The 25,157-nt window shown below is 59.5% G+C and carries 23 protein-coding genes, 1 tRNA gene and 1 pseudogene; 10 read left to right on the forward strand and 15 right to left on the reverse strand.

The features are described 5' to 3' along the window. Positions 1-11: 11 nt before the first annotated feature. Positions 12-1,178, reverse strand: a complete 1,167-nt coding sequence (locus tag V6Z53_RS09110; protein WP_338585178.1) for an MFS transporter — start codon at positions 1,176-1,178, stop codon at positions 12-14. Between the two features lie 16 nt (positions 1,179-1,194). Further along, positions 1,195-2,430 carry an aminotransferase class I/II-fold pyridoxal phosphate-dependent enzyme gene (locus V6Z53_RS09115; RefSeq protein WP_338585179.1) on the reverse strand — a complete coding sequence of 412 codons (1,236 nt, stop codon included), beginning with the start codon at positions 2,428-2,430 and terminating at the stop codon, positions 1,195-1,197. A gap of 224 nt (positions 2,431-2,654) precedes the next feature. On the opposite strand from V6Z53_RS09115, the gene V6Z53_RS09120 reads away from it, so the two are divergent. The 4 genes from V6Z53_RS09120 to V6Z53_RS09135 all read left to right on the forward strand — a co-directional run bounded on the left by V6Z53_RS09120 (position 2,655) and on the right by V6Z53_RS09135 (position 7,425). Continuing rightward, a complete protein-coding gene (locus tag V6Z53_RS09120; protein WP_338585180.1) occupies positions 2,655-3,563 on the forward strand; it encodes a LysR family transcriptional regulator in 909 nt (302 codons plus the stop codon). Between the two features lie 237 nt (positions 3,564-3,800). Then, positions 3,801-4,994 (forward strand): CaiB/BaiF CoA-transferase family protein, encoded by a 1,194-nt coding sequence (locus V6Z53_RS09125; RefSeq protein ID WP_338585181.1) that lies wholly within the window; start codon positions 3,801-3,803, stop codon positions 4,992-4,994. Beyond that, entirely contained in the window at positions 4,991-5,917 is a 927-nt protein-coding gene (locus tag V6Z53_RS09130) for a hydroxymethylglutaryl-CoA lyase (protein WP_338585183.1), read from the forward strand. The genes V6Z53_RS09125 and V6Z53_RS09130 overlap by 4 nt, the downstream gene beginning before the upstream one ends. Positions 5,918-6,093: 176 nt before the next feature. Continuing rightward, complete coding sequence (locus V6Z53_RS09135) at positions 6,094-7,425, forward strand: MFS transporter (protein ID WP_338585184.1); 1,332 nt, start codon at positions 6,094-6,096, stop codon at positions 7,423-7,425. Positions 7,426-7,503: 78 nt separating this feature from the next. Here V6Z53_RS09135 and V6Z53_RS09140 read toward each other — a convergent pair whose 3' ends face one another. Next, positions 7,504-7,992 carry a DMT family transporter gene (locus V6Z53_RS09140; RefSeq protein ID WP_338585185.1) on the reverse strand — a complete coding sequence of 163 codons (489 nt, stop codon included), beginning with the start codon at positions 7,990-7,992 and terminating at the stop codon, positions 7,504-7,506. Between the two features lie 77 nt (positions 7,993-8,069). Here V6Z53_RS09140 and V6Z53_RS09145 point away from each other — a divergent pair, with 77 nt between their 5' ends. The 5 genes from V6Z53_RS09145 (at position 8,070) to V6Z53_RS09165 (ending at position 11,988) form a co-directional block, all read left to right on the forward strand. Then, positions 8,070-8,978: a LysR family transcriptional regulator gene (locus tag V6Z53_RS09145; protein ID WP_338585186.1), complete on the forward strand. Its 909-nt coding sequence runs from the start codon at positions 8,070-8,072 to the stop codon at positions 8,976-8,978. Positions 8,979-9,065: 87 nt separating this feature from the next. Next, positions 9,066-9,704, forward strand: a complete 639-nt coding sequence (locus V6Z53_RS09150) for a LysE family translocator (RefSeq protein ID WP_338585187.1) — start codon at positions 9,066-9,068, stop codon at positions 9,702-9,704. 88 nt (positions 9,705-9,792) lie between these two features. Further along, positions 9,793-11,139 carry a diguanylate cyclase gene (locus tag V6Z53_RS09155; RefSeq protein WP_338585189.1) on the forward strand — a complete coding sequence of 449 codons (1,347 nt, stop codon included), beginning with the start codon at positions 9,793-9,795 and terminating at the stop codon, positions 11,137-11,139. A gap of 117 nt (positions 11,140-11,256) precedes the next feature. Continuing rightward, a complete protein-coding gene (locus V6Z53_RS09160) occupies positions 11,257-11,412 on the forward strand; it encodes a KGG domain-containing protein (protein WP_007911485.1) in 156 nt (51 codons plus the stop codon). A 72-nt stretch (positions 11,413-11,484) separates the two neighbouring features. After that, complete coding sequence (locus tag V6Z53_RS09165) at positions 11,485-11,988, forward strand: DUF4142 domain-containing protein (protein ID WP_338585190.1); 504 nt, start codon at positions 11,485-11,487, stop codon at positions 11,986-11,988. A gap of 7 nt (positions 11,989-11,995) precedes the next feature. Here V6Z53_RS09165 and V6Z53_RS09170 read toward each other — a convergent pair whose 3' ends face one another. Beyond that, the gene (locus V6Z53_RS09170) at positions 11,996-12,406 is read right to left on the reverse strand and encodes a low affinity iron permease family protein (protein WP_338585191.1); all 411 of its coding nucleotides are present in this window, start codon (positions 12,404-12,406) and stop codon (positions 11,996-11,998) included. Positions 12,407-12,560: 154 nt separating this feature from the next. Here V6Z53_RS09170 and tam point away from each other — a divergent pair, with 154 nt between their 5' ends. Continuing rightward, positions 12,561-13,331, forward strand: coding sequence for a trans-aconitate 2-methyltransferase (gene tam / locus V6Z53_RS09175; protein ID WP_338585192.1), 771 nt, complete (start codon positions 12,561-12,563; stop codon positions 13,329-13,331). Between the two features lie 317 nt (positions 13,332-13,648). Here the strand turns inward: tam and V6Z53_RS09180 are convergent, their stop codons facing one another. The 11 genes and pseudogenes from V6Z53_RS09180 to uca form a co-directional block, all read right to left on the reverse strand. After that, positions 13,649-13,918: a short-chain dehydrogenase gene (locus tag V6Z53_RS09180; protein WP_338585193.1), complete on the reverse strand. Its 270-nt coding sequence runs from the start codon at positions 13,916-13,918 to the stop codon at positions 13,649-13,651. Positions 13,919-14,355: 437 nt separating this feature from the next. Continuing rightward, positions 14,356-14,763 (reverse strand): type II toxin-antitoxin system HicB family antitoxin, encoded by a 408-nt coding sequence (locus V6Z53_RS09185; RefSeq protein WP_034150108.1) that lies wholly within the window; start codon positions 14,761-14,763, stop codon positions 14,356-14,358. Positions 14,764-14,795: 32 nt separating this feature from the next. Beyond that, positions 14,796-14,975 carry a type II toxin-antitoxin system HicA family toxin gene (locus tag V6Z53_RS09190; RefSeq protein WP_007984690.1) on the reverse strand — a complete coding sequence of 60 codons (180 nt, stop codon included), beginning with the start codon at positions 14,973-14,975 and terminating at the stop codon, positions 14,796-14,798. A 183-nt stretch (positions 14,976-15,158) separates the two neighbouring features. After that, positions 15,159-15,362: pseudogene (locus V6Z53_RS09195) on the reverse strand (hypothetical protein); the annotation flags it as partial. Between the two features lie 240 nt (positions 15,363-15,602). Continuing rightward, a tRNA-Gly gene (locus V6Z53_RS09200) sits at positions 15,603-15,676 on the reverse strand. Positions 15,677-15,855: 179 nt separating this feature from the next. After that, entirely contained in the window at positions 15,856-16,740 is an 885-nt protein-coding gene (locus V6Z53_RS09205; protein WP_338585194.1) for an alpha/beta hydrolase, read from the reverse strand. A gap of 311 nt (positions 16,741-17,051) precedes the next feature. After that, a complete protein-coding gene (locus tag V6Z53_RS09210; RefSeq protein WP_338585195.1) occupies positions 17,052-17,744 on the reverse strand; it encodes a pseudouridine synthase in 693 nt (230 codons plus the stop codon). 33 nt (positions 17,745-17,777) lie between these two features. Then, positions 17,778-17,996 (reverse strand): cysteine-rich CWC family protein, encoded by a 219-nt coding sequence (locus V6Z53_RS09215; RefSeq protein WP_338585196.1) that lies wholly within the window; start codon positions 17,994-17,996, stop codon positions 17,778-17,780. Continuing rightward, on the reverse strand, positions 17,983-19,476 hold the full coding sequence (locus tag V6Z53_RS09220; RefSeq protein ID WP_338585197.1) for a sensor domain-containing diguanylate cyclase: 1,494 nt from the start codon (positions 19,474-19,476) through the stop codon (positions 17,983-17,985). Before V6Z53_RS09220 ends, V6Z53_RS09215 begins: the two co-directional genes overlap by 14 nt. A gap of 204 nt (positions 19,477-19,680) precedes the next feature. Next, positions 19,681-21,459 carry an allophanate hydrolase gene (gene atzF, locus V6Z53_RS09225; RefSeq protein WP_338585198.1) on the reverse strand — a complete coding sequence of 593 codons (1,779 nt, stop codon included), beginning with the start codon at positions 21,457-21,459 and terminating at the stop codon, positions 19,681-19,683. A 25-nt stretch (positions 21,460-21,484) separates the two neighbouring features. Beyond that, positions 21,485-25,129: an urea carboxylase gene (gene uca, locus V6Z53_RS09230; RefSeq protein WP_338585199.1), complete on the reverse strand. Its 3,645-nt coding sequence runs from the start codon at positions 25,127-25,129 to the stop codon at positions 21,485-21,487. Between the last annotated feature and the right edge of the window lie 28 nt (positions 25,130-25,157).

The raw sequence follows: 25,157 nt of genomic DNA on the forward strand, positions 1-25,157 counted from the left end.
CGGCGACTTTATCACGCTCGGGTGGGGAGCCTGATCAGCATCACGCAGATCATCGCCCCCAAGGCCAGCAAGGTGCAGAGCAGCGACAAGGGCCATGCCTGCGCACTGGCAATGAAACTCGCCATCGCGCCGATGGCGGCAGCCATCAGTTGATGGATGAAGCCGCTTAGCGCCATCGCATAGGCACCGCCGATAGGCGCGCCATCGTTGGCCAAAGACAGGCTGATGGGATAGTTGAGTGACTGGCCGAGCACGGCGAAGCAATAAGGCAACCAGAACAGAAGCGCTATGGAGGTGGCCGCTATGCTCCCCAGCAACATCACGGCGGTTCCGGCCAGCACCAGTCCGACACCCACTGTCATAAGCCAGAGTCGACCAGTGCGAAGTACCAGACCGTTGACCCCCAGCGCCCCCAGAAAGTACGCCGCGCTGATGGGCCATCCCAACAATCCGTACTCTACGGGTGACCAGTTGAACGGTCCTTGCAGAATCACCGGTGCAGCAGTGTTGAAGGCAATGATTACCCCGTAGCCCAAGCCCCCGGCCAGCGCCGGCAACAGAAAGTCCCGATGGCGAAGAATCTGCCAGTAGCTGGGCCATGTTGCTGACCGGGTATTTTCCTCCACGCGGGTCGCAAAAGTGATCCGCGCCACGACCACCGCCATCGCGAGACTGACGCCTCCCAACCAGTAGAAAATTGCCGGCCAGCCCAACGCCACTTGAATGATCGACCCCAGGTACTGGCCGATACCCAGTGCCACCACAAAGGAAATCGATAGCCAGGACAACGCCCTGGCCAGCAGGTCACCGCTGAAGCTGTCGCGGATCAACACCCGGGCCATCACCGAAATGCCGCTGGCCCCGATTCCCTGAAGCAGGCGCAGGACCAGAAAAGACTCCAGTGTCGAGCCCAGGGGCAACGCGAGATTTCCCAGACCGTAAATACCCAATGCCGCCAGCAGCACCGGTTTGCGGCCGATACGCTGGGCCAGGCTGCCCCAGAACAACATTGGCAGGGCCATGCCGATCAGATACACCGCCAACCCCCATGAAACCAGCGAAGCGTCGACAGTCAGTTCACGTGCAATGTCGGGCAATGCCGGCAGGTAAATGCTCATGCCCAATTGAGCGAGAAACACTGTGCTGCAGGTGACGAGGAGGGTGGTGGTGCTCTTCATTGAATCGTCCTTGGGATCAGCGGCAGACATTCCGACCGTGTACATGCAGCAGCTCGGCGATGAGTCCACAAAAATGGCGAATCAGCATGGGTTCCATATCGGCCCGCAGGGTGATTCTGATGGCGGCGTTGCCTTGCGCAACCACCGGAAAAAAAACAGCTGAGGTGAAGAAACCGAGATCGGCCAGTTTAATGGCAATACGGTTCGCCAACGTCGCTTGCCCGCAGGGAACCAAGCGAATTGCCATGTTGCTTTGGTGCTGGTCGGTTTGTATGAGGCTGTCAAAGAGCTGGATGTTGGCCTGGAGCTTTTCCTGCAACGCGATAAATTCTTGCGTGCGATGCAAGACGATAGAGGCTCTGCCCGCGCCAATGGCCGCACTGTTCAGACTTTGTGACCAATTGCTTGGGCCGCCATAGCGCTGAATCAGCTTCTTTTGTCGTTCACTGCCCAGCATTACCACACCACCGCTGGCACCAAAAGATTTCGCCAACGATGCAACGATCAGGCAGTTATCGTCCAACGACTGGAGCCTGGGACGTACCAGGCCAACGCCGAATTTACCTATGGCGGACAGCGCATGGGAATCGTCCATGTAGAGAAACAGCCCGTAGCGGTTCTTCAAATACAAAAGACTGTCCAGGTCCGCGACGCCCCCCATGCTGTAGGCGCCATCGGCGACGTACGCAACCGTCGGGTGTTGCCGGCATTGCTTCTCCAGAAAATCCATGTCGTTGTGCGGGCAGGTCACAACCTTGGTTTCATCGGCACAAGCGGCCTTGAGATGGTTCATCGAGTAATGCGCCATCCGGTCAAAGACCATCAGGGGCGGACGATTTTCCGTGAACACGCCACTGGCCAGCAACGGTAGCAGTCCGGCGCTCGCTGCACTGCACGACAAGGTGCTCAGGCAATGGGCGCCGAACAATGCCGAGAGCTCGGCTTCGTACTGTTCGAGAATCGCCAGTTTGCAACGATTCTTTGAGTTGGCGACTCGCAAAGTACCGGTTTCCCATAACGTGGTCATGGCCCCCTGAAGCAGGGCAGGGTGATGATCCAGACCCAGATAGGACGTGGTACAGAAGTGATGACACGCACGTCCGTATTGGTCAACCATTCGGTTCGCGCTCTTGATCTCGACATTGAGCCCGGCGATCTTTCCGGCTTCGGCGGTTTCCCAGTCATGATCTGCCAGCGAGATCAGTTTTCGATAGTTGGTGAAGGTATTTGCCGCAAATGCTGTCTGGTCCATTGGGATGAATCCTCCTTGAGTGATGTAACTGTCCGTGTGTATTTCAAGACTTTACGTGGCGCGTGCAGGACTTTGAATCGGCAGATTCCGGTACGCTTGAGTGTTACGAGAGATTTATGTGTAGGGCGTTGCCTGGTGATGTTGTGGTCCATTTGCTTTGGCAGCCCAGGCTTGAATAGGGCTATCCTGCCGACTCAGATGAACGCCAAGCCCTCGAGCCCCCCATGCTGCAAAAAAGCCTGATCCGCCGCCTCGACCTGATCACCCTGCAACTGTTTGTCGCCGTCCACGAAGAGGGCACGCTGACCCGTGCCGCCGCGCGCGAAGCGATTGCCGTATCGGCGGCGAGCAAGCGTTTGATGGAGCTGGAGGAAGCGCTGGGCATCAGCCTGTTCGTGCGACAGGCCAAGGGCATGACGCTGACGCCGGCCGGCGAAACCTTGCTGCACCACGCGCGGCAGATGCTGTTCAACGTCGAGAAAATGGGCCTGGAGCTGGGCGAGCACAGCCACGGCGTGCGCGGTTATGTGCGGATGCTCGCCAACCTGTCAGCGATCATTCAGTTCTTGCCGGAAGACTTGCGGGATTTTTCCGAGCGTCATCCGCAGGTCAAGACCGACCTCGAAGAACGGCCCAGCGCCGGGGTGATTCAGGGGGTTCTGGATGGCGTGGCGGATCTCGGGATCTGTTCCATCGACAGCGACATCAAAGGCCTGCGCAGCGTGTTGTACCGTCAGGACAAACTGGTGGTGTTGATGCCGCCGCATCATCCACTGGCCGGCCATTCGAGCGTGGCCTTCGCCGATACGCTGGCCAGCGATTACGTCGGCCTGCACGCCGCCAGTTCGATCAACATGCGCACCCACGCGGCGGCACGCGAGGCCGGCAAGGTATTGCGGGTGCGAATCCATGTGCCGGGATTCGACGCCATGTGCCGCATGGTCCAGGCCAATATGGGCATCGGCGTTCTGCCGCAGCGGGCTTATGAACTGTTTGGTCGGGCACTGGGGCTGACGGCGGTGCCGTTGACCGACGACTGGTCGGATCGCGCCTTGATTGTGGTCGTGCGCGATGAGGCTTTGTTGTCGCCGGTGAGCCGGATGTTGTTTGAGCATTTGCGTGGATCTGTCTGACAGTTTTTTATTGACTGGGCCGGCCTCATCGCTAGCAGGGCTAGCTCCCACAGGGGATTTTTGGCCACCGCAGATCAGTGTGGGAGCTAGCCTGCTAGCGATGGCAGCCTGGGGGCACGAATATTTCTCGGGCGTTCGCATTTCGCGAACGCCCGTTGCCAACTGAAGGTTGGATTCCTTTGCCCCCGGTCCTCTAGCCTTGGCATCAATTCCAAGAACAACTAGAGGTACCCCGCGATGACTGCCCCCCTGAGTGCAATCAAAGTGATCGAGATCGGCACGCTGATCGCCGCGCCATTCGCCGCGCGCATGCTCGCCGAGTTCGGCGCCGAAGTGATCAAGATCGAAGCCATGGGCCAGGGCGATCCTCTGCGCAAATGGCGCAAGCTGCACGAAGGCACTTCGTTGTGGTGGTACCTGCAATCGCGCAACAAGAAATCCCTGGCACTGAATCTGAAATCCCCTGAAGGCATCGAACTGGTCAAGCAACTGGCGACCAGCGCCGACGTGCTGATCGAAAACCTGCGCCCCGGTGCCCTGGAAAAACTCGGCCTCGGCTGGGACGTGCTGCATGCCCTCAACCCCAACCTGACGCTGGTGCGGATTTCCGGTTATGGCCAGACCGGCCCGTACCGCGACCGTCCGGGTTTCGGTGCCATCGGCGAGGCCATGGGCGGGATTCGCTACACCACTGGCACCCCCGGTTCGCCACCGGCGCGGGTGGGCGTCAGCCTTGGCGATTCGCTGGCGTCGCTGCACGCAGTGATCGGCGCGCTGATGTCGTTGCTGCGGGTCAAGACCGGGCAGGGCGGCGGGCAAATCGTCGATGTGTCGTTGGCCGAAAGCGTGTTCAACGTTATGGAAAGCCTGGTGCCGGAATACGACATGCTCGGCCATGTGCGTGAGCGCAGCGGCGGGGCCTTGCCGGGCATCGCGCCGTCCAACACTTACCTCACGGCGGATGGCGCCTACGTAGTGATCGCCGGCAACAGCGACCCGATCTATAAGCGCCTGATGGAAACCATCGGCCGCCGCGATCTGGCCGACGCGCCTGAGTTCGCCCATAACGACGGGCGTGCAGCCAAGAGCGGACTGCTCGACGCGGCCATCACCCACTGGACCAGCAGCTTGCCAATCGACGACGTTCTGGCCGCGCTGGAAGCCGCCGAAGTCCCTGCCGGGCGCATCTATTCGGTGGCCGACATCGTTGCCGATCCGCACTATCAAGCGCGGGACATGCTGCTCAACGCCGAGCTGCCGGGCGGCGCCACGGTAAAGATGCCGGGCATCGTGCCGAAACTCTCGGAAACCCCCGGCGGCGTGAACTGGTCCGGTCCCGGTTTGGGCCAGCACACCGACAGCGTTCTCGCGCAATTGGGCCTGACCGCAGCAGACATCGAACGCCTGAAAGTTGAAGGAGTGGTGCAATGATCACTGATTATTCCGGGCGCCTGATCGTTCAGGAAGTCTCCCCGCGCGACGGCTTGCAGATCGAGCCGACCTGGGTCGAAACCGTCGACAAAATCGCCCTGATCGATCAACTGTCGCTGGCTGGTTTCAGCCGCATCGAAGCCGGTTCGTTCGTATCGCCAAAAGCCATTCCGGCATTGCGCGATGGCGAGTTGGTGTTCAAGGGCATCACCCGGCAACCGGGAGTGATCTATGTTGCGTTGATCCCCAACCTCAAGGGCGCGCAACGGGCGTTGGCGTGCAGTGCCGATGAACTGAACCTGGTGATGTCCGCCAGCCAGACCCACAACCTGGCGAACATGCGCATGCGTTGCGAAGACTCGTTGGCCGCGTTCGGCGATATCGTCCATTTCGTGCACGGCTCCAAGGTGCGACTCAACGCCAGCATCGCCACCACGTTTGGCTGCCCGTTCGAAGGCAAGATCGATGAGGACCGCGTGTTGCAAATCGTCGAGGCCTATCAGGAGCTCGGCATCCAGGGCATCACTCTGGCTGACACCACCGGCATGGCCAATCCGCGTCAGGTCGACCGCTTGGTGCGACGAGTGTTGCAGCGGGTGTCGCCAGCGGATTTGACCCTGCATTTCCACAACACCCGAGGCCTTGGCCTGTGCAATGTGCTGGCGGCCTACGAGGCTGGCGCACGGCGTTTCGACGCGGCGCTCGGCGGGCTCGGCGGTTGTCCGTTTGCCCCCGGTGCGTCGGGCAACATCTGCACTGAAGACCTGGTGAACCTGTGCGATGAAGTCGGCATTCCAACCGGTATCGACTTGCCGTTGTTGCTCAAACTATCCCGAGGATTACCGGCGCTGCTGGGCCACGAAGTGCCCGGCCAACTGGCCAAGGCCGGACGCAACTGCGACCTGCACCCCGTGCCTTCCTGACTAAACACATAACCCCTGTGGGAGCGGGCTTGCTCGCGAAGGCGGAGTAGCAGTCGCCATCAATGCTGAACTCGAAACCGCATTCGCGAGCAAGCCCGCTCCCACAGTAAAAAGCACTTCAACCAGACAACAAAAACAATCGGACACCCCAAGGGAAGTCCGCCTGGAGAACCACAATGAGCCTCAATGCACTGGAGGCCGGCGTGAGCCCGGCCGTTAGCCACGATGAAGAAAAAGCACTGGTCAGCAAGGTCGCCTGGCGCCTGATGCCGCTGATCATGGTCTGCTACCTGTTCGCGTTTTTCGATCGCATCAACATCAGCTTCGCCAAGTTCCAGTTGCAGACTGACCTGAGCCTGAGCGACACCGCGTACGGCCTCGGCGCCGGGTTGTTCGTGGTCGGTTACGTGATTTTCGAAGTGCCGAGCAACATGATGCTGTACAAGGTCGGCGCCCGTCGCTGGATCGCCCGGATCATGATGTCCTGGGGGCTTGCGACCGCACTGATGGTCTTCGTCAACAGCGAATGGCAGTTCTACACCCTGCGCTTCGTGATCGGTGCGATGGAAGCCGGTTTCGCTCCCGGCGTGCTGTATTACCTGACGCTGTGGTTCCCGCAACACTATCGTGGCCGCATCACGTCGATGCTGTTTCTGTCCTCGGCCTTCGCCGGTCTGGTCGGCGCACCGTTCTCCGGTCTGGTGCTGCAACACCTCGACGGTTTCATGGACATGCGCGGCTGGCACTGGTTGTTCCTGCTTGGTGGCGTGCCGTGCATCGGCCTCGGTTTGCTGGTGCTGACCTTGCTCAAGGATCGCATCGAAGACGCCCATTGGCTGACGCCGTCGGAGAAGACGCTGCTGGCCAGCCGCATCGCTCACCATGAACCACACAAAAGTGGCGGATCGCTGCTCGCGGCGCTGCGGATTCCGGGATTCCTGACCCTCGGCCTGATCTACTTCCTGATTCAGGTGGCGTCCTACGGCTTGAACTTCTGGGCGCCGCAACTGATTCGCAGCGCAGGGACCGAGAGCCCGGTGATGATTGGTTTGCTGACCGCCATTCCGTACATCTGCGGCGCGATCAGCATGGTGGTGATCGGGCGCTTGTCCGATGCTTCCGGCGAACGCCGCAAGTTCGTCGCCGGTCTGGTTGCGGTCGGTGCTATCGGCTTCTTCTGCGCGGGGATTTTCGCTAACCACACGACGTTCCTGATTGTCGCGCTGGGCCTGCTCGGCGCCGGGATCATCGCCTCCATCCCGAGCTTCTGGACCCTGCCGCCGAAACTGCTGGCCGGTGCCGGCGCGGGGGCCGCGGGCGGGATTGCGGTGATCAATACCCTGGGCCAATTCGGCGGTATCGTCAGCCCGGTCATGGTTGGCCGGATCAAGGACCTGACCGGCAGCACCACTCCGGCGCTGTATGTCATTGGTGTCTGTGCGCTGATCGCCGTGGCGCTGCTGATGTGGGGACTGCCGCAGAAGTTGCGCACCCTCGACAAGTTCTAAAAGTTCGCAAGTTACGCCAGTTCCCTCAGGGACCACGCATCCCTGTCGGCGCTGGCGCAGCCTGCGATCTTTTGATCTTCAAGACGTCGCCGTCATCGCTTTCCCCGCCGCCCCACCAAACTGAATCAACACCACCCCGCCAATCAACAACGTTGCTCCAAACACCTTGGGCAATGTCACCTGCCGCTCCACCAGGCCAAACCAGCCAAAGTGATCGAGCAACAGCGAAGCCACCACTTGCCCCGCCAGCGCCAACGCCATGAACCCCGATGCGCCGAGCTTGGGCAGCAGCACCAACGCCAGCGAAATAAAACACACCCCAAACGCGCCACCCGCCCACATCCACAATGGCGCCTTACTGATAAACGCCAGCGAAGGCAGCGGCAAACGTAGCGCCAGCATGATCGGCAGCAACACCAGAATACTCACCACCAACGAGGCCAATGTCGCCCACAACGGATGACCTAATCCGCGCCCGAGATTGACGTTGATCGCACTCTGAAACGGCACCACCGCCCCGGCGAACGCGGCCAGCAGCAACAGGCCGGCCCAATGCAACGTACTCATGTTCATTCTCCAACAGGTTTTGCTGGACTCTAGAGTATTCGTCGCGCAGATTTAAATTCCGTTTTGCTATTCAGAACATGCATCAGATGAATGATCTGCGCCGCATCGACCTCAACCTGCTGGTGATCCTCGACGCCTTGCTCAGCGAGCAGCACGTCACCCGCGCCGCCGAACGTTTGCACCTGAGTCAACCGGCGGTCAGCCATGCGTTGGCGCGGTTGCGCGATTTGCTGGGCGATCCGCTGCTGGTGCGTGCCGGTGCCAGCCTTGTGCCGACGTCGCGAGCGCTGGAACTGATGGCGCCGCTGGCCGAAGCCCTGGCTCAGGTGCAATCGCTGCTGGCGCCGAACGCTTTCGATCCGGCCACCGCCAAGCGCACCTTTCGCTTGGCCATGTCCGACTACGGCGCTGCGATGGTCTTGCCGGGACTGATCCGCACGCTGCGCCGCGAAGCCCCCGGCATCGACCTGCAAATCGGCCACGCCAGCCGTGAAGGCATGCTCGACGGCGTACTCAACGGTGATATCGATATCGCCGCCGCCGTATTTCCAGAAATCCCCAACGAATTACGCAGCACCCCACTGTTCGAAGAGCACTACGCCTGCTTGGTGGATCGCAGCAGCCTGCCCGCAAACGGCATCCTCGATCTGCCGACATATCTGAGTCGCCCCCATGTCCTGCTGGAAATGCGCGGCAGCGGCACTCCGGAAATCGAGCGTGCCCTGACCAGCCTCCGTGAGCGCCGCCGCGTCGCCGTCAGCCTGCCGCACTGGCGCGTCGCCCCGGAATTCATCAGCGGCACCGACCTGATCCTCACTGTCGCCTCCCGCGCATTGCGCGACATCGACACGTCAACGTTGGTCGTCGTGCCACCGCCGTTTGAGATTCCGTCGTTTACCTTTGTTTTGGTGTGGCACAAGCGGCGGGGCGGGGATCAGGCGTTGAATTGGTTGAATGAGCGGATTGCCGAAGGGATCAAAGGCTGATGAAGTTCTTCGACGATCAGTCAGTCGGCAACCAAAGACCTGATATAGACTGGCGACCATTCACCAAACAGTTCAAAAGGACTTCCCATGACCCCCTCGCTGCTGATGGCCGTGCTCGCTTCGGGATTCATCTATGGCATCACCCCGGGACCGGGCGTGCTGGCCGTGTTTGGCATCGGTGCGGCGCATGGGCGACGGGCGGGGGCGGGGTTTCTTTGCGGGCATTTGCTGGGCGACGTGATCTGGTGCAGCACCGCGCTGGTGGCGATTGTCGGCGCGCGAGAAATCGGCAGCACCGCGTTTGACGTGCTGGGCGTGCTGAGCGGGCTCTATCTGTTCTGGCTCGGCTGGCGTGCGGTGCGGGCGCGTCGCAACGCTGCCGAGACACCGCAAGGCCCGGCGCGTCAGCCGTTTTGGCACGGCATTCTGTTCGGCTTGACCAATCCGAAGGCGTATCCGGTCGCCGTGGCCACGTTCACGGCATTGTTGTCGAGCCGCGCCGAGTTGCTGACCTGGTCGATGCTGCCATGGCTGATCTTCCTGAGCTTCGTCGGTGGCCTTTTCGCCTACGCTATCCTCATCGGCATTGTCGGAGCGCGCCGTGTGCGCACCTTGTACCAACGCCACGAGCTGGCGATTACCCGATTGTGCGGGGTGATGTTCATCGGTTTCGCCATCAATGCTTTGGCACATGCGCTGCCGGGGCTGGTGACGAACAAGGCTTGACGCTGATCGCAGGGCTGCATCAGTTGCACACGTATCGGTCAGGGATGGTTTTTTGTTTGCTGCATTGTTCGGACATTCGCTCGGCACCATGACCACCAGAAATTCCGCTCCGTTGGCGAGCTACATCGACCTCTTGCTGGACGCCGTTTGCGCGGTCGACAAACAAGGTCGCTTCGTTTTTGTCAGTGCCGCCTGCGAGCGCATTTTCGGCTACAGCCCTGACGAATTGATCGGCCAGCAAATGATCGATCTGGTGCACCCGGCCGATCGCCAGCGCACCCTTGATGCCGCACGCGAAATCATGGGCGGCGATCCCAAACTCAATTTCGAAAACCGCTATCTGCGCAAGGATGGCCAGGTTGTGCACATCCTCTGGTCGGCGCGCTGGTCGGAGGTCGATCAACTGCGCATCGCCGTCGCCCGCGATATCACCGAGCGCAAGCAGGCCGAGTCCCGGCAAGCGGCGTTGTATGCGATTTCCGAAGCGGCGCATGCGGCGGAGGATTTGCTGGCGCTGTTCAAGCGCATTCATCTGATCATCGGCGAGTGGTTGCCGGCGCTGAATTTCTCCGTGGCCTTGTATGACGAACATTGCGCGCAGCTGAATTTCCCCTATCACGTCGACGACCACGAGCCAGAACCCGAACAGCCCGGCACGATCACCGGGCGACTGTGCGCTGAGGTCATCCGTACCGGCCTGCCGATCCTGCTGACCCCGGACCAGGAAAATCCACCCGAGGGCTTCGAGGTGTTGGTGACCGGGCAGAACTCGCCTTGCTGGCTCGGCGTGCCGCTGAACTCGCAAAACGGCACCATCGGCGCACTGATCGTCAAAAGCATTCCCGGTGGGGAGCGCTACACCGAGCAGGATAAAGAGCTGTTGCAGTACGTCTGCGCCCAGGTCGCGACGGCGATCGAGCGCAAGCAATTGCATGCGCGGCTGCAACGCATGGCCCAGTACGACCAGTTGACCCAACTGCCTAACCGCGAATTGCTGCGTGACCGGCTGAAGATAGCCATAGATGCGGCCCGCGCAGATTGCGGACGCATGGCGCTGCTGTATGTCGATCTCGACCGCTTCAAGCAAGTCAACGACACCCACGGCCATGCGGTCGGCGATATGTTGCTGCAAACCGTGGCCAATCGTCTCAAGGGCTGCGTGCGCGAAACCGACACGGTGGCGCGCATTGGCGGTGACGAGTTTGTGGTGTTGCTGCACAGCATCCACGCCTCTGGCGATGCCGACTGCGTGGCCGGGAAAATCCGTCAGGTGCTGGCCGCACCGCTGCGCCTGGACGGACACAGCTTGCATATCCAGCCAAGCATCGGCGTGGCCCAATACCCCGAACACGGCACGGAAGAAAAACAGCTATTCCGTCACGCCGACGAAGCGATGTACACCGCCAAGCGTGAGCATCACCTGCGGCTCGTCTGAAAAAATCGCCACCGTTCGTCGTGGCGATTTCAGGTTTTCTAAACCTTTTGGTGCGCGAAAATTCAGATTCTATGCGGGCTCAAGCTCGCCGCGATCATTACCAAGAGGTAGAGAATCATGCCTAACTCAAGAAACTCGAACTCGGGAAACTTCGCCAACGATCGAACGAAGGCGTCTGAAGCCGGTCGCAAAGGTGGGAAAACCACCACCACGACTGTCGATAAAGAGCCTAAACCCGATATGGGCCGCAAGCCCGCACAGAAATCGAAGTAATGGATGAAGGTAGTTTTGATTGAGAAGCGGGGGCGAAAGCTCCCGTTTGAATTTGAAGAGGAGGGCGCGACCATGAACCGCATGGCCACCCGATTACGCAACAGCGGTTTTGCCGTGTTACTGGGCCTGATTGCCAACAGTGCCTTCGCCCAGACACCCACTGAATTCATCAACGATGCCTCGGCCAAAGGTGTGGCCGAAATCGAAGCCAGTCGTTTGGCGCATCAGAAATCTGAATCCAAAGAGGTCAAGGATTACACCATCGTCGTGATCAACGACCGCACCACCGCCAACCAGCACCTGGCGAAAATCGCCAAGCAACTGGATCTGCCCGTGGCGCCGCGTGAGGAAGTGGTGGAAAAGGCCAAGACCTTGATGCCAGAGGTCATGGAAGGCACAACCTTCGACGAGACCTACGCGGCAAGCCAGGTGAAAACCACACAGGAAGCCATCGAGCAACTTGAGCAAACGGCACAAACCACCGACGTGCCGGAAATCAAAGCGTTCGCCGAAGAAACCCTGCCCAAACTGCAAAATCATCTGCAGATGGCCAGGGCGCTGCAGGCCAGTCGCTAGCCACTGATCAGCATTTATTCAGATCCTGCTTGCCATCTTCCTGGACGACGGTGCCGTCCAGGGAAACGGTCTGGCCCTCGCCAAGAGTTCGATACTGCTTTCTCAGCGCCTCCAGTTCCTTGAGGTCCAACGCCTCAAGCCCAAGCATCGCGTTCTGCGCTTCCTTGGTCACCCGCAACAACTCATCAACCTTCAAATGCAAAATGTCCGTGTCGCGGTTCTGCGTGTTCTGGATCAGGAACACCATCAGGAATGTGATGATGGTGGTCGAGGTATTGATCACCAACTGCCAAGTGTCGTTGTAACCAAAAAACGGCCCACTCACCGCCCACAAGAAAATCAGAATGATCGCGCCCATGAAGGTGGTGGGGCTGCCGGCCCACAGGGCGAGTTTCTGCGCAACTTTTGCGAATTTCATGGCCGTGTTCCTTATTAAGAGGGCGCTTGAATTTCAGACAGTGGCGGCAAGGTGAAAATTCGATATGACTGAACAACCGGTTTTCTGAAACCTTTGATGATGTTCAACGCGGTATCGTAGCGACCCGAGGACAACACACCGACAGGAGAACGCAATGAGTTGGTCCGCCAAACAATACGTCGCTTTTGAAGATGAACGCACCCGTCCGGCCCGAGACCTGCTGGCGGCAATTCCCGCCGGGGATGTGCGCTCGGCCATCGACATCGGTTGTGGTCCGGGTAACTCCACCGAGTTGCTGGTGGAGCGTTTTTCCGGCGCTGCGGTCCGTGGCTTGGACAGTTCCACCGACATGATCGAGGCCGCACGAAAGCGCCTGCCGAATGTGCAGTTTGATATCGCGGATATCGACACCTGGAACGACAGCGGTCCGTTCGACGTGATTTTCGCCAACGCAGTGCTGCAGTGGGTGCCTGATCACGCCACGTTGCTGCCTACGCTGGTGAACAAACTTGCGCCCGGTGGCAGCCTGGCAATTCAGATGCCGGACAATCTCAACGAACCTTCACATCGCTTGATGCGCGAAGTCGCCGCTGATGGACCGTGGGCAGGCAAACTGGCGGGCGCCGCTGGCCAGCGAACTGACATGGAAAGTGCCAGCGGCTACTACTCGATATTGAGAGCCTGCTGCTCCCGCGTCGATGTGTGGCGCACCACTTACCATCATCCGCTGGCGGACGGTGCCTCGGGCGTAGTCGAGTGGTTCAAGGGCAGCGGTTTGCGACCGTTTCTCGAACCGCTGAATGAGGCTGAACGCGCGCAGTATCTGAAGCAGTATCAGGCGGCTATCGAAAAGGCTTATCCGGCGCTCAGCGATGGTTCGGTGCTGCTGCCGTTCCCACGTTTGTTTTTGGTGGCAACGCGCTGATGTAAAAAAGGGACAGATGGCCTTGAGAGTCATCTGTCCCTTTTCTTGACCGCCCGAATCATTACGGCAGTTTGTTCTTTTTCGAGCGGCGGGCGCTCAAGTATTCAAATGCAAACGAGGCAAAGCCGAACAACCCGATCATCGAAATGATCATGATCCCCAACTCTGAACTGGCCATGTTGATCTCTTAGCGAAAGGTGAGCCGAGAGAATAAGTGATCTTTCTTAGGGCTCAACGCCTTGCTACGGATTCTTTACTGCCGCACGAAGATCCATACGAAAAATATACGAGCGCCTTCAAAGGCGCCCGAATTATCGTCAGGACGTTTCTGCATCCATCCGCCGAGCGATCACATCCAGCACATCGCAGCCGTCACGCAGAGGGATGCAGCACAACAATGCGAAGTCGCTGAGAATGACCGAGTCGGTGCTGATTTCACCGCGCATCGCGAGGTTTTCGAGAACCTGCGTCACGGCACCGATTCGGTATCGGGCGCTGCTGAGCAGTGAGTGCAACGGTTGGGTGGTGTTGACGTAAAATGAGGGGAGGTCGTCGGCGTTGCTGGTTAAAGCCATGAACTCTTGCATGAGTGATTTCCGTGTAATTTTGAATTAACCACTCCATCGTCGCCAAACAAAGGGTGGCAGCTGTACGCGGGTTGGCGAACCGGGACACGGCAAAACCGGCAGATCCTAAGATCTCCCACGCACAGCTACCAAAAAACAGGCAGCACAGTGCGTTCAAAAGCGCACCGAATAACCACTCGGAAGCTTCTGCACCGTATCGTCGAGTCGCCAAACCCGACACGCCATTTGGGCGCGTTCGGACTATAGGACTCATGACAAAGACACAGCAATACGCAAGTGTACGGACATTTCCCAGACTATTGTAAGACGTTGCTTTTTCTGAAAAACGGCTTCGATTGAGCGCTCTAAGTTCGGGGGTAGAACCAGCGGTTCACTAAATGCCGGCCATAAAAAACCGGCCACCAAGGACCGGTTGATTTGTTCCTGAAGCAATCTCATCAGCCCTGCTGCAACACCTTGAGTGCCGCCGACGCCAGAAAGCCCGAACGGCTTTTCTCCTCCGGATGGTGCAGTACATATTCATCAATACGGTTGAGCAGGTAGCCGGGCAGCGTGATGTTCAGTTTCTGGGCTTTGCCCAAGTATTTGGTCACGTCAATGTCCACCAACGCCCACGCACACCCCGCATATTTTGGATCAGCCGCGTGTAAGGTCACTTTGTTGGCGGGCGGAATGGGCGAACCATCTTCGGCCAGAATCTCGAAATGACCTTCAATGGCTTCGCGGGCCATCGCCATCGCGTCATCCAGATCTTCCCCGGCGGAAAAGCAGCCCGGAATATCGGGGACTTCAACGCCCCAGGCGTGCTCGTCGTCGCCCATTGAAATCGCAATTGGGTAAAGCATGTTCATTGTCCTCCGAGGACTCAGCGCGCTCGTTAGAGCAGCGCCTGTTGCAAAATACTGATGGCCGTTTTCTTGAGCAGATCTTTCTTCGGATGAGGGACGGTCACCAACCCCGGCTTGGTGGGGTGCTTGAAGTGGTGATGACTGCCTCTGATTCGTACCAGATACCAACCGTCCGCAACGATTTGGCTTATCAAAAATCGGCTATTCACATCACCTCCCTGTGGCGTGCTTGTGGTTACTATACCTACTGATTTTTTGTAATCAACACTATAACCACCAAACCTTCCTGGTTCGGTGATGCAGCGATAGGACTCGAGTCTAGGAGGGCCCTGCCGAAATGGGTTTGTGCAAGGTTGGGTTTACGTGTTTTGTGTATTGCGAGGTTTTTCCGCTGGGCAATGCTCGTCTTCGTACTTTTCGATGAGCGACGCAAGAATCTCCAGCTCATCGCCTTCCGGAGAGCGGACTTCCGAGCCCCACAATTGCTCAACACGAGCAAATGCAGCGGTCAGGTCTTCTTGGCTGCGAATAGGTTTAATGTTCGTAACACGGTCTCCACGTTGAGCTCGCCTTACTAGGTGTGGGGGCCGTCGGATCGTATGAAAAAAGATCAGTCGCCGGTACAAGGTATTTGTTGCTACCGATTTCAAGGACGAAATTCGTTACCGAGACAAGTAAAACGTTAACAAAACGCAGATCTTGCGGAAAAACGCTAATTTTCCGTCTATGGAAAAGCGAACCAAATCGAGGACACAAAAAAACCGGCCATCAAGGCCGGTTTTTTCTGTCTCTACATCCCCCGTCAAAACCCTCTTAACGTGAGACCAAAATTCGATTGGAGCGGGTGAAGGGAATCGAACCCTCGTTATCAGCTTGGGAAGCTGGAGTAATGCCATTATACGACACCCGCTCAGAGCGGTGACTTTGTACCAGATGTGCGCGTGGAAATGAAGTTTTTCTTTATACCAGACGGCTTTAGCGCAGATGACACAGGGCGACGACCGCACGACGGTCTGTCGCGGGCAAGCCTCGCATCTACAGGAATGCGTTCAACACTGTAGAGCGAAGCTTGCTCGCGATGACGCTGTTTCAGATGGACAATGCATGGTGGTCCTGGACGTAGTGGTAACGCGGTCGGCTTTCGTGCTGTGCCGGTTTCAGGAAGCCCATCAGTGCGTTGCGGCTGTCTCGGCAGGCGGCTTTGTGTTCCATGTCGAGAAAGTGGCCGGTGGCCTGCAAGGTCGTGAAGGTGGCTTGTTGCACGTGATTGGCGAACAACCGGGCGCCATCGGCGGCGGTGTATTCGTCCCATTCGCCGTTCATGAACAGCACCGGCACGTTGATTTTCTGTGCGGCTTTGAAAAAGCACTGGCGATCACTGTGCAGGAGGTCGCTGATGTGGAAGTGCATCTGCCCGTATTCATGCTCGGCCAAAGAACTGACGTGCCGATAGTTGAAGCGCTTGAACAACGTTGGCAGGTGTTTGCCGATGGTGCTGTTCACCAGGTTGCCGACCCGGTCGCCGTCCCGGCTGCCGAGGTAATCGACGCCGCGCTCAAGGTAATCGAGCATGTGCGAGTTGATTTCCGGGGAGAACGAGCTGATCACGGCTTTTTCGATGCGTCGTGGCTGTTGCGACAGCGCGACCATGGTCGCGGCGCCACCCCAGGAAAACGACAGCACGTGTTCGGCGGCGAAGTGGTCGATAAGCTCCAGGAGGATCTGCCCTTCGATTTCCTTGGTAAGCATTTTCTCATGCAGGTTGTGGGCTTTTGACTTGCCCGCGTAGGGCTGGTCGTAGCAAACCACGTTGAACTGCGGGTGAAGGTTTTTCACGGTTTGTGCAAACGACGCAGTCGTGGCCATCGAGCCGTTGACCAAGATAATGGTCTTCTCTGCGGCGTCTGCGCGATAGAACTCCGTGTAAACCCGATACTGACCCTGTATATCCAGCACAGCGATTTCTGGCCTCATGTCATAAGACTCCTGGCAAGCGGGTATGCGCGCAAATGAGATTGCACGAGCTTTGTGACAGGTAGGCATATGCCTGGAATTTGGAGGCCCATGTCGATCCAGTGCAGTCCGGTCGACGGGTATTGTTATTGGCGGGCAGTCTGCCGGGTGAGGCCGGAACCCAAGGGTTCCTACCGGCAAAAAGTTTCTTAGAAGTATGTTGTGACTCGTCGGTCACATTTCGGCCGACGTCCTGATTCAAGCAGGGGTCACATCATTGCGCAAGTGCCTTTGGTAAATTGTTCGACAACTTCTGCTCAGCGGTAGGCTGCTTAGATCGATTCGATCTCTTCATCGGTCAGTGGGCGGTATTCGCCCGGTTTCAACGCATCGTCGAGCACCAAGGGACCCATGCGTTCGCGGTGCAGGCGCATCACTCTGTTGTTGAAGTGGCCGAACATGCGCTTCACCTGGTGATAGCGGCCTTCGACGATACTCAGGCGTGCCGACTTCGGCCCGAGCAGCTCTAGCCCGGCCGGTTGGGTGGTGAGGTCTTCGAACGCGAAGTACAACCCTTCGTTGAAGGTGATCGCGTATTCGGGGCCGATGTCCTGCTCGGTTTCAACGTAGTAGACCTTCGGCAGTTTGGTCTGCGGCTGGGTCAGGCGACGTGACCAGCTACCGTCGTTGGTGATCAGCATCAGGCCAGTGGTGTTGAAATCCAGGCGCCCGGCGATGTGCAGTTCGTCCTTGTCCGGTTCATGGATCAGGTCGAGCACGGTCGGGTGCTGCGGATCGGAGGTGGCGCTGACGCAACCGGCGGGTTTGTGCAGCATGAAGTGGCGCAACGGCTTGCCGACTTGCAGCACTTCGTCGTCGACCTCGACGCGGCTGAACTCGCGGACTTCGCTGTGCGGGTCGCTGACGATTTTTCCGTCAATCCTGACGCGCTTTTCGACCAGCAACAGGCGCACCTGCTTACGGTTGAAGCGGGGCAGGTTGCTGAGGAAACGGTCGACGCGCATGGTTAAAAGTCGTGGATAAAAGGGCCGCGCATCTTACGTGATCGGCCGCGCAGCTGCTTGCAACTGCGCCTCGACTTCGGCGCAGCGCGGACACAGGCACGAGGCGTTGCGCAGTTCGGCGGGCAGCGCTTCAAGTACTGCCGGGTCTATGCTGACGCCGTAGCACCAGCACGCCCGGTCAGCGGTTCGCGGGTCGGCCAGGGCGCAGTCGTTGGGTGCGCCGCAGGCGGGGCAGAGGTCAGGCGGGTTCATAACTGGAGTGAGGCTTTTCCACACAAGTACGGTTGCGGCCACTTTGTTTGGCCCGGTACATCGCATGATCGGCCCGCGACAGCAGTGTGTGCAAGGTGTCGTCGGTTTGCAGGGTGGTCAGGCCGATGCTGACTGTCAGATGCAGGGTGCTGCCGTTGTAGGCATATCGCTGTTGTTCCACATGCTGACGAATTTTCTCGGCGATCATCAGACCGGTCTCACCGTCGGTGTCCTTGAGCAACACGATGAATTCTTCACCGCCCCAGCGACAGACGATGTCGGAATGCCGCAGGCAGCTCTCCAGGTCCCGGGCAAAGCCGATCAGCACCTGATCGCCGGCGAGGTGGCCGTAGGTGTCATTCAAGGCCTTGAAGTGGTCCAGATCCAGCAGTAACGCCGTCAGCGGTTTCGGCTCGCGCTGAGCCTCGTGCATCGCTTGCGCGGCCAGCAGGTCGAAGCCGCGACGGTTGGGCAGTTCCGTCAGGCTGTCGAGGGTGGCCTGGGCCTGAATCTTGTTCTGATAGCGCTTGATCACCCGGTTGAGCAGGGCCAGCACGGTCAACGTGACGATCAGGCAGATCAGCAGGTTGAGGTACAGCGAGCGGCGGATGTCACTGAGGTCGCCGTCTTCGCGTTTGTCGACAAACAGGTACCAGTTCAACTCCGGGATGAACCGCACGTTGAGGAAATGTCCTTGGCCTTCGCCGGAATATTCGTAGCTGCCGCTGTGGGGCTTGGGCAACTGGCTGACCAGATTTTTCAGGCTGTCGATTTCACCGAGAGTTTGCCCGACCCGCGCACCATCCGGCCCGCCCTCGGCGCCGGTGAGCACCAGGCGTCCAAAGGTGTCGACGAAGTACACGCTGCGCTGGTAGCGCTGCTGGTATTTGTCGATCAGTTTGATCACCGCATCGACCGTCAGCCCGACACCTGCGGCACCGATGAAACGGTCGTTGTAGTCGTGGACTTTGTAATTGATGAAGACGGTCAGGTTGTCCTTGTTGGCGAGGTCCGGGTCGACGTTGATCTCGTAGGGATCCTTCATGTCGCGCACGCGGAAGTACCAGGCATCGCGCGGTTCCGTGGCCTTGACCTGCTTGAGTACGCCCTTGGCGTGGTAGTAAGTCAGGCTGGTGTTGGAGACGAAAAAAGCGGTGTAGGCGCCGTAGTGGGTCATGACCTCGTTGAGGTAGCGGGTCATCTGGTCGGAATTTTTTTCACCGTTGACCACCCAGTCGCGCATGAAGGTGTCGCGGGCCATCATCGAGGAAATCAGGATCGGTCTGACGAGGTCTTTCTGGATTTCCGAATAGACCGTGTCGGATGTCAGCGGCAGCTCGGTGTTGACGATGTTGTCGCGGATCGACGCCCGCGAGGCGTAGTAACTGAGCAATGACGTGGCGAGGAAACCCGCGCCCAGCAACGCGACCAGCGTAAGGACCAACGAACGTTGAGAATACAGCGGTGAGCGAAGCGGCATGGCAATTCCATTGTCAGTATTCCGATGGCATGCATTCTAGTGGCACTGCCCGGAAATAACTGCTCTATGTGCGCCGCGAATGGTCGTAAATCTTGCCCGACCCTTGTAGGAGCTGAGCTTGCTCGCGATGGCGATGTTTCAGGCACATCAGGGCTAAATGACCCACCGCTATCGCGAGCAAGCTCGGCTCCTACAGGATTGTTGTCAGGCGAGGCTCTTGAGGTAGGCACGCCATCCGCCGAGCTGGCTGATGTCGGTCGCGCCCTCCAGCCCATACGCCTCACAGATAAACCCGCTCTCCCAGCGACCATCCGCCAGTTGCACTTTGCCCAACCCCAGCGGTGCCGGAATCCCGGTCAGGAACGAGCCCAACTCACTGCTCGGCAGTTCCCACACTTCCACGGCAATCGCCACACCGCCGTCCTTGACCCGGACCATGCCTGGACGAAACGGTGGGCCACCGGCCAGGGCGTAGAGTTGATAGTCGGCTGAGCTGAATGTCGTTTCCACCAATCGGGCGCCGCGCTGCTTGAGCTGCCAGTTCAGCGCCAAGCCGTCCAGGTGCGCGCCGCAGACCACCAGACGCGCACGGTCATTGCGTGCAACAGTCGTCGGAGCAGGTGCAGCCGAAATCTGCTGGCGCTGCAAACCATCGGCCACGCTCAACAGATATTGATCGGTAAACGCTCGTCCAAACAGCGTCACGCCCCACGGCAAACCGTTGCCCATGAAACCGCTCGGCACCGCGATGGCGGCGTAGTCGAGCAGGTTCATGAAGTTGGTGTAGTAGCCCAGTTCGGAGTTGCGCAGGACCGGCTCGGCTTCGAGCTCGGCCAGTGTGACGGGGCGGCCAATGGTCGGCGTGACCACGCAATCGAGGTTTTCCAGCGCTTTGTCGCACACGGCTTTCAACGCTTGCAGCCGATACTGGGCACGGAAGGTTTGCACGCCGCTGACGGCCGGCGCCTTGGCCAATACGGCGCGGATTACCGGCAACACGGCTTGGGGATTTTGTTCCATCAGTTCGCCAGCGACGCTGTAGCGCTCGGCCACCCATGGGCCTTCGTAAAGCAGGCGTGCCGCTTCAAGAAACGGCGTCAGGTCCAACTCCACCGCTTCGCCACCCAAGCGCTTGAGTTGATCGATCGCGTCACCGAACAACAGCGGTCCTTCAGCGCAACCGAAAAACGCCAGGTCCTGTGCACGGGGCACGCCGAAGCGGAATGGACGCGGTGCGCCGAACGCCGAGCCGTCATTCCACAGTGGGTTGCTGCGGCTGTACGCGTCCCGGGGGTCGAGTCTGGCGGTCAATGCCAGTAACTGACTTGCTTCGCGGGCGGTCGCCGTAAATGTGGTCACGCAATCGAGTGTGCGGCAGGCCGGCACCACCCCAGCGGTGGAAATCAAGCCTTTGGTGGCTTTCATCCCGACCAGATTGTTCAACGCTGCCGGCACGCGTCCGGAGCCTGCGGTGTCGGTGCCCAACGAAAAACTCGCGACTCCGAGCGCCACCGCAAGCGAAGAACCGGCGCTGGAACCACCCGATGGATATTCCGGCAACACGCTGTTCGGGCACGTGCCATACGGTGAACGACTGCCATTGAGGCCAGTGGCGAATTGATCGAGGTTGGTCTTGCCCAACGGCACCGCGCCCAGCGCCAGCAGTTGCTCGACGATGGTTGCCGAGCGCTCGGGTACATAGGCAAATGCGGGGCACGCCGCCGTGGTCGGAATGCCCGCCAGATCGATGTTGTCCTTGATCGCGAACGGCACGCCATACAGTGGCAGGCTGTCGATGTCGCGACCGTCGAGGGCGGCGAGGTATGGCTCAAGTTCATCGACACTCAGCAAGTGGATGAACAAGTGATAATCCGGGTTCAGCGCGGCGGCCTTGTCCCGCAGGCTCAGCAGCAATTGCCGGGGCGTGGTGCTGCCGTCGCGGTAAGCGTTGCGCAGGGCGTCGAGTTGCAGATTGATGTTCATGGCGTGAGTCCTTTTCAAAATGGGTTCAGTCGAGTTCCAGCACCACGACGCGCTGTCCGGCGCGCACGGCCGAACCGGGTTGCACGCGAATCTCGCGGACCACGCCGGCCATCGGCGCGAGCACGGGGATTTCCATCTTCATCGACTCCAGAATCACCAGCACATCACCGGCCTCGACCCGGCTGCCGGTCTCCACCTGAACCTGCCAGAGGTTGCCGGCGATGTGGCTGTCGACGCTCTGTTGGCCGCTGCTCAGCGGTGCGTCTTCGGTCGCTTCCGGGTTCAGTTCTTCACTGTCGAAATGCGCCTGGCCGCTGGCGATCCAGCGTTCGCGTTCGGCGTTGAATGCAGCTTGTTGCTGATCGCGAAAAGCGCCGATGGTTTGGGCCTCTTTCGTCAGAAAATCCTGGTAATCCGCCAGGTTCAGCTGGCTGTGTTCGATGTTCAGGTCGAAGCGCCCGAGGGGGAAATCCCGGCGGATTCGCAGCAGCTCATCGGCGCTGACCGGGTAGAAACGGATCTGGTCGAAAAAGCGCAGCAGCCACGGTTTGCCATCGAACGCGGTGACGTCGCGGTAACGGTTCCACATCTGCAAGGTGCGGCCGACGAATTGATAACCGCCGGGGCCTTCCATGCCGTACACGCACATGTACGCGCCACCGATGCCCACCGAGTTCTCGGCGGTCCAGGTGCGGGCCGGGTTGTACTTGGTGGTCACCAGGCGATGGCGCGGGTCGAGTGGGGTGGCCACTGGCGCACCGAGGTAAACGTCTCCCAGGCCCATCACCAGATAACTGGCGTCGAATACTGTGCGCTGTACCTCATCGAGGTTCGGCAAATCGTTGATGCGTCGGATGAACTCCAGGTTGCTTGGGCACCACGGTGCGTCCTTGCGCACGGTGGTCATGTATTTTTCGATGGCCAACTGGCAAGCAGGGTCGTCCCAGGACAGCGGCAAGTGGACGATGCGCGACGGCACTTGCAGGTCTTTGGCGGCGCACACGGCGTCCCATTCGCCGGCGACGATGCCGAGCAGATCGGCGAGTGGCAGTTGCTCGGGTTGGTAGTGGATTTGCAGTGAGCGGATGCCGGGTGTGAGGTCGATCACGCCGTGCAAGTGCTTGCTTTCCAGGGCTTGCATGAGGGCGTGGGCGCGGAAGCGCAGGACGAGGTCGAGTTCCGGGGCGCCGATTTCCAGCAACAGATGCGTGTCGCCGGAAAGGCGCGCCACCAGTTTCGTATCCCCCTGACCCAACTCCAAAACAACAGGCGACATAACCCCCTGTGGGAGCGGGCTTGCTCGCGAAGAGGTCGTGTCAGTCAGTATTGTTGCGTCTGACACACCGCTTTCGCGAGCAAGCCCGCTCCCACATTGACTCCAGTTCAAGGCGAGATTTCTGGCGGTTTTGATATTGACGGGGCAGAACTGCACCTTGTCCCCAGCCTTCAGTTGCCCCAACTGCCAAAGATCCGCCTCGATCACCGTTACCGGGCACACAAACCCACCAAGGCTCGGGCCATCGGGACCGAGGATCACCGGCATGTCACCGGTGAAATCCACCGCGCCGATTGCATACGGATTGTCATGAATATTCGACGGATGCAAACCCGCCTCGCCACCGTCGGCACGCACCCATTCCGGCTTCGGCCCGATCAGGCGTACGCCGGTGCGGCTGGAGTTGAAATGCACTTCCCACTGCGTGGCGAAGAACGTGCCGATGTAGTTTTCAGTGAAGTATTCCGGCGCACCGTGGGGGCCGTAGATCACTCGAATTTTCCGCACTGCCGGTAGTTCAGTGACCTGCTCATCGTCCAATTGTTGACCGGCGCTGCGGTCAAGCAAGGCGGGTACATGCAACACGTCGCCGGCACGCAATGCTCGTCCGCCATGACCACCAAACTGACCAAGCGTGAAAGTACTTTTGCTGCCCAGATAGTCCGGCACTTGCAGGCCACCGCGAAGGCACAGGTAGCTGCGGGCACCGGCACCAGCGATGGTGCCGAGGCTCAAAGTCGCCCCCGCCGCAATCAGCAGCGCAGTGTTCATCGGCACGTTTTCACCGTTCAATGTCAACGGAATCACCGCCCCGGTCACCGCCACCACCGCGTCGCAGTTGAAGCGCAACAACGGCCCGCTCATGGTGATTTCCAGCGCCGCCGCGCCTTCGTCGTTGCCCAGCAAACGGTTGCCCAGTCGCAACGCGCGACTGTCCATCGGACCCGACGGCGGCACACCGACTGCCCAGTAGCCGAGGCGACCGGGATAGTCCTGCACACTGGTCTGGGTGCCGGCGCTGATCACCTCGAACGTGTTGGCCTGATACACCAGCCCTTCCAGGCAGCGAGTCCATGGCTGGCCGCTGGCGAAGGGCGCATCGAGCAAAATCTGCCGCAGGTAATCGCGGTTGGTTTCCACGCCATACAGCTGACTCTCGCCGAGGGCTTGATGCAAATCGGCGCGGGCCTCTTCGCGAGTCGGTGCCCAGCTGATGACCTTGGCGATCATCGGGTCGAAGTACGGTGGAATCTCGCAGCCAGCCTCGACCCACGTGTCGATGCGCAGTTGAATGCCATTGGCTGGTGGGAAATTCACAGCAGTGAGCAAGCCCGGGCTCGGCTGAAAATCCCGCCCCGGGTCTTCCGCATACAGCCGCGCCTGAATCGCATGGCCGTCCGCTTTCAAACCCTTGATCAGTTCACCCAGCGGCGGCAAATCACCGGCCGCCAGTTGCACCATCCAGCGCACCAGATCAACGCCCCACACCTGTTCGGTGACGCCATGTTCCACCTGCAACCGAGTGTTCACTTCCAGAAAATAGAAGCGCTGGGCATCGCTGTCGAAGACGAATTCCACAGTGCCGGCGCTGCGGTAACTCACCGCTTTGGCCAGTTTGATCGCCGCTGCACACAGCTCTTCGGCCATGCCGTCGGGCAGGTTCGGCGCCGGGGTTTCTTCGAGGACTTTCTGGTTACGACGTTGCACCGAGCAATCGCGCACGCCGAGGGCAATCACCTCTCCGTTACCGTCGCCGAACACCTGCACTTCCAGATGCCGGGCACGCTGGATGTACTTCTCGATGAACACCCCGGCGTCGCTGAAGTTGTTCTGACCCAGGCGTTTGACCGTTTCGAAGGACTCGCTTAACTCCGCCGCACTGCGACACACGCGCATGCCGATGCCGCCACCGCCGGCGGTGCTTTTGAGCATCACCGGGTAGCCGACCTGTTCACCTGCGATCAGTGCCGCGTCGAGGCTGTCGAGCAACTCGGTACCTTCAAGCATCGGCACGCCATGTTCCTTGGCCAATGCGCGCGCGGTGTGCTTGAGACCGAACACCCGCAGTTGCTCTGGCGTCGGGCCGATGAAGGCGATGTCGGCGGCTTCGCAGGCTTCGGCGAACGCGGCGTTTTCCGAGAGAAAACCGTAGCCGGGATGGATCGCCGTGGCGCCCGTAGATTTAGCGATAGCGAGGATTTTATCGACTGCCAGGTAAGTGCCGGCGGCTGCGCCTTCACCGAGGCTGTGGGCTTCGTCGGCTTGCAGGATGTGCAGGCTGGCGGCATCGGCTTCGGAGTAGACGGCAACGCCGTTGACCTGCAGGTCACGCAAGGTACGCAGGATGCGGCAGGCAATGGCGCCACGGTTGGCAATCAGGACTTTTTCGAACATGGCATAACCCCTGATGGGGATGCGGGCC

It is taken from the genome of Pseudomonas sp. MAG733B, assembly GCF_036884845.1.
In the GTDB taxonomy this organism is placed as follows: domain Bacteria; phylum Pseudomonadota; class Gammaproteobacteria; order Pseudomonadales; family Pseudomonadaceae; genus Aquipseudomonas.